Genomic DNA, 4,115 nt, shown 5'->3' with positions numbered 1-4,115 from the left:
AAAGCAGAATCAAAAGCCGTGAAGCTGGCGCTTCACAAAATCCTGCCGTCAGGGGTTGACGGGGGAGTCCATACACGAATTGTTAGGCGGCTCCGACGCTCTCACCGACGCAGCTCAAGGCGCGCTGACACCTGACCAGAAACCGCCTGCTCTATTGCCTCGGCCCACTCCTGGGCAAACGCAGGATCCGCTGGAGTACCGTCCGGAAGCAAGGACATGGAGCCGAGGATGTCCGCTAACTCCCGGACACCGTGGTCGAACTTGCGGTCCAAGAAGTAAAACATGGCTAGATAAGCCTGGTCTGCGGTCACGTCGTTGTCCCCTGAGCCGCCTAACGCTCCGGTTCAGCGGCGGCGAGCTGCGCCGTCCGCTGCAACCGGCTGTTAGCCTCAACTTAACCGGCCATGACCTCACCCTTTGGCAACGTGCTCCCGGTACCACTCAATCGTGCGTTGGATAGCCGCCGGGATGGGCGTGGCAGACAGGGCGGTCTCAAGAATCAAGTGCAACAGTTGAATTGAACCTGGCTATTTCCTCGGCCCAGGCTTCTTCCGGCGTGTTCCAGTCCAGGGTTTTTCTCGGCCGGCCATTGAGCGCGCGGGCAATATCGTTCAGGCGGGTTTGGCTGAACCCGGACAAGTCCATGCCCTTGGGCAGATACTCGCGCAACAAGCCATTGGTGTTCTCGTTGCTGCCCCGTTGCCAAGGGGCGTGCGGATCGGCGAACCACACCTGCATGTCCAGCTGCTCCATCAGGCGCGCGTACTGCGCCATCTCGCTGCCACGGTCATAGGTCAGGCTATCGCGCATGAAGGCCGGTACCCGCTTCATCTGCCGCGCGAAGCTGTCCACCACCTCCTGCGTGCTGGCGTCCTTCACCCGGCACAGCAGCACGTAGCGCGTCCGGCGCTCCACCAGCACCCCCACCGCCGAGCGGTTGAACGCGCCCTTGATCAGATCACCCTCCCAGTGGCCCGGCAGCAGGCGCTGCTGGACTTCCTCGGGGCGATTGACGATGCGCAGCTCATCGGGAACGAAGCTGGCTCGTGCCGCTGTCGTGCGACGCACACCACGACGCCCCTTCTGCTGCCGCAGGGCCTGGACCAGTTCCTTCTTCAGCGATCCGCGCGGATAGGCATAGATCGCCGCGTAGATGGTCTCGTGGCTGACGTGCTGGCTGGGATCGTCCGGGTGCATCTTGCGCAGTCTGGCGGCGATTTGCTGCGGCGACCAGCCATGCAGGCACAAGCCATCGCGCACCTGCGCCAGCAGCTCGGAGCCCTCGGCCAGCCGCTTGCGGCGACGGCACTGCTGGCGCTGCTGGAGGTAGCGCCGGCCCGCGCTACCGGCGTCATATCCTCGTGCATGCGGCGGCTGCCTGCGAAGTTCGCGACTGATCGTGGAAGCCGAGCGCCCAAGCAGCCGCCCTATCGACCTCAGGCTGCTGCCGTTCGCCTTCTCGATCATGATCACAGCACGTTCCTCTGCACTCAAATGGCTGTATCCCATCGCAATACACTCCCTCTTTTTCCAGCCTCAGGCTGGTTTATATGGGGGTGTTGCACTTGGAAGTTGAGTCTGCCCAGGTCGAACTCGCGTTCGATTCGCGACGAATCGACCACAAACGGCGCCGTGAACTCGTACATCATCTCCACGCTGGCCCGCGCGGCTGGAACGAACAGCCCGACCACACGCATCATGAGCGGTGACACCGCACTGATTCGCGGGTCAACACCAAGCACTCGACAGGCCTCCTCGACCATCTGGCCCTGAGTCCTGACTGGGGCATGCGGGGCAATCCAGACCTGACCGAGGGCCTTGTCGTGCCTACCCAGAGCGGCTGCCGCGAGGCCGACATCTTCGATATACGCGAAGGAATGCGGCATCGTCGTTGAGCCACTGAGTTGCGCCGTCTTGCCGGCGACCAGATTGCCGAACACCCTCTCGCCTAGTGCCGAGCCGAGCACGCCAGGTCCGTAGTAATCGCTGGAGCGAAGCGTCGTCGTGCGTACTTCGCCGCGCGTGTGAGCGGCCATAACTTGCTCCGCCATCTTCTGGCGAAGCGCCCCTTTCCCGGAAACCGGTGCGACTGGCGAGGCCTCGTTCATCGACTTCGAGGAGTCATACATGTACAGGTTCTCAATTGACACGTATCTGGCGTTCGCCGTCTTCGCGGCGGCAAGCGCGGCGGCCTGCAAGGCCGGGAAGAACTCGTGCCAGAGGTGATACGGGGGATTGAGGGCTTGGTAGACCACGCTGGCTCCGGTGGCCGCTGTCGCAGCCTGAGTCGGGTCAGCGACGTCCGCTTTGACCATTTCGACGTCGGCGGGCATCAAACCTGGGCGCACTCCGCTTCGATTCACCGCGCGCACAGCACATCCTTGGCTGCGCAGCGCCCGCGCTGTCCAACACCCCACAGGGCCGGTTCCGAAGATCACGTGTAGCTCGGTAGGCATTGGTTGTTCCTCCGCGGTTTGGGTTCGAGGCTAACGGCCAGCGTAACCGGCGCCCGACGGAGCGCAGCGGAGTCGGGCGTCCGAGTTGACGCTGTGGTTAGGTCTCATGGCTTGGCCGACGCCTTGAGGGCCAAAACGAGATACTCACGAACGTGCTTCTCCGAAATGTCCTGCGCCGATAACAGCTTTATGTGCCTGCGTATGTTTCCTTTACCTTCCAGTACGTTGAACTTGTCTGGAAGTGATGCGCCTGTACCGAACTCCAACGAAATGTGCTTTGCGTAGGAGAAGACACCACAAAACGGCTGGTCAGCGGAAAACAAGAACCCGCCGTATTTCACTTCCTCGGACACGGAGGAATCCAAACCAAGGATGATTTCCCTCAGTTCTTGCACAAGCTCGAAGCGATCTGGGTTGAGAAGTCGTATGTCTTCGAGCAGTTTCGAGATGCGGTCGGCGGCCATGGCGTCAGGACTTGTAATATTGCTTGAACTCAGGGCTTGGGTCGCGTTCAGAATGGACGTATAGAACGATGCCGTTCGGGTCTTGAACGGCAAAGCCACGATCCCCCCAAGGGTGGTCTTCAATGGGCATGATGGCAACCAGACCGGATGCCGTGAGTGACTGATACTCGGCATCGACATCCGAAACGCTGAAGTTGTACATCAGCCCTGTCGGATTGCAGGCGGGCTGGTCGTTTTGCGGCGCCATGAACTGAACGGAAGCGCCTCCTTCAAATTCGAGATTGACGTACCATCCACAATCGAAGGTGACGTTTGCACCAAAGTGCTTCACGTAGAATTCGCGTGACTCCTCGACCTTGGTGGTCGTGATGCATGGGGACAGAGAATTGATTTTCATGACGACTCCTTGTTGTAAGACCTAACGCCGGCCATCAAGCGCGTGCGTCTTCGCACGTCGCGTGGATGGCCTTGTTAGAGCACTACTTGCTGTCGCCTATGTTTGGCTGAGCAGGAGCATCTGGCGCTGGAGCTGGAGCTGATGTTTCTTGAGCTGGTGAAGTGGCTGGGGCAGGCCGCAACGCCATGGCTCCATCGAAGCTTTTCTTCAGATCACCTTGCGTCGGGCGCATGCTGGTGGCGCCGTTAAAGCTTTCGTTAAGATCCTGGGACTGGCCCTGAGTTTTCTGTTCGCCGGACATACTGACCTCGCTAGGTTGCAATGAGTGAACAGCCGCTGATATTCCTATGATGGACGCGAGTACGACGCCGAAAAAGAAACTTCCGATTGCCACGGCGTCCAGCGTCCGCAGCACGGCATCACCGGCTGCGTTGCTTCTGAGGATTTCCGTAAGGTGAGTGCCATTCCTTCTAAAGACCCAAAGCACAGAGGCAAGACTAATCAAGAATGAAAATATCGCTGCGCCGTAAAGCAGTGCGCTTTCGACTGAACTGACACCGACCGTAGATAGCAGTGTGATGAGCAGGCCTATTGCACCAGCCGATAGGGTGAGCAAGCTCCGGTCATGTTCCAGGCGCGTGCCATACCACGCGTTCACCGTCGCGGAGTACCACTGGATTTCTTTGTCTCGTTCTGACATCTGATGCTCTAACGCCTGAATTAAGCCGCGCCGCGAAGCGGCGTCGGCTTGAATGATCGAATGGACTCCCCCCGCGTCCCACACGGCTTCGATGAGCC

Annotated in this window: 5 protein-coding genes; all 5 read right to left on the bottom strand. The window is 59.9% G+C overall.

What is annotated here, in order from left to right; all coding sequences use genetic code 11:
- Positions 1 to 492: 492 nt before the first annotated feature.
- Entirely contained in the window at positions 493 to 1,509 is a 1,017-nt protein-coding gene (locus tag WB794_RS13355; protein WP_337336346.1) for an IS30 family transposase, read from the bottom strand.
- Complete coding sequence (locus WB794_RS13350) at positions 1,491 to 2,456, bottom strand: NAD-dependent epimerase/dehydratase family protein (protein WP_337336345.1); 966 nt, start codon at positions 2,454 to 2,456, stop codon at positions 1,491 to 1,493. Before WB794_RS13350 ends, WB794_RS13355 begins: the two co-directional genes overlap by 19 nt.
- 104 nt (positions 2,457 to 2,560) lie before the next feature.
- Positions 2,561 to 2,920, bottom strand: a complete 360-nt coding sequence (locus tag WB794_RS13345) for a DUF1801 domain-containing protein (RefSeq protein WP_337336344.1) — start codon at positions 2,918 to 2,920, stop codon at positions 2,561 to 2,563.
- A gap of 4 nt (positions 2,921 to 2,924) precedes the next feature.
- Positions 2,925 to 3,317, bottom strand: coding sequence for a VOC family protein (locus tag WB794_RS13340; RefSeq protein ID WP_337336343.1), 393 nt, complete (start codon positions 3,315 to 3,317; stop codon positions 2,925 to 2,927).
- 82 nt (positions 3,318 to 3,399) lie between these two features.
- Positions 3,400 to 4,115 (bottom strand): hypothetical protein (locus tag WB794_RS13335; protein ID WP_337336342.1); only part of this gene is annotated, 716 nt, incomplete at its 5' end.

Origin of the sequence: Denitratimonas tolerans (assembly GCF_037203605.1) — a bacterium.
In the GTDB taxonomy this organism is placed as follows: Bacteria; Pseudomonadota; Gammaproteobacteria; order Xanthomonadales; family Xanthomonadaceae; genus Denitratimonas; species Denitratimonas tolerans.
The sequence above is the reverse complement of the archived record's forward strand: the minus strand, read 5'-3'. Positions and strand labels throughout refer to the sequence as shown.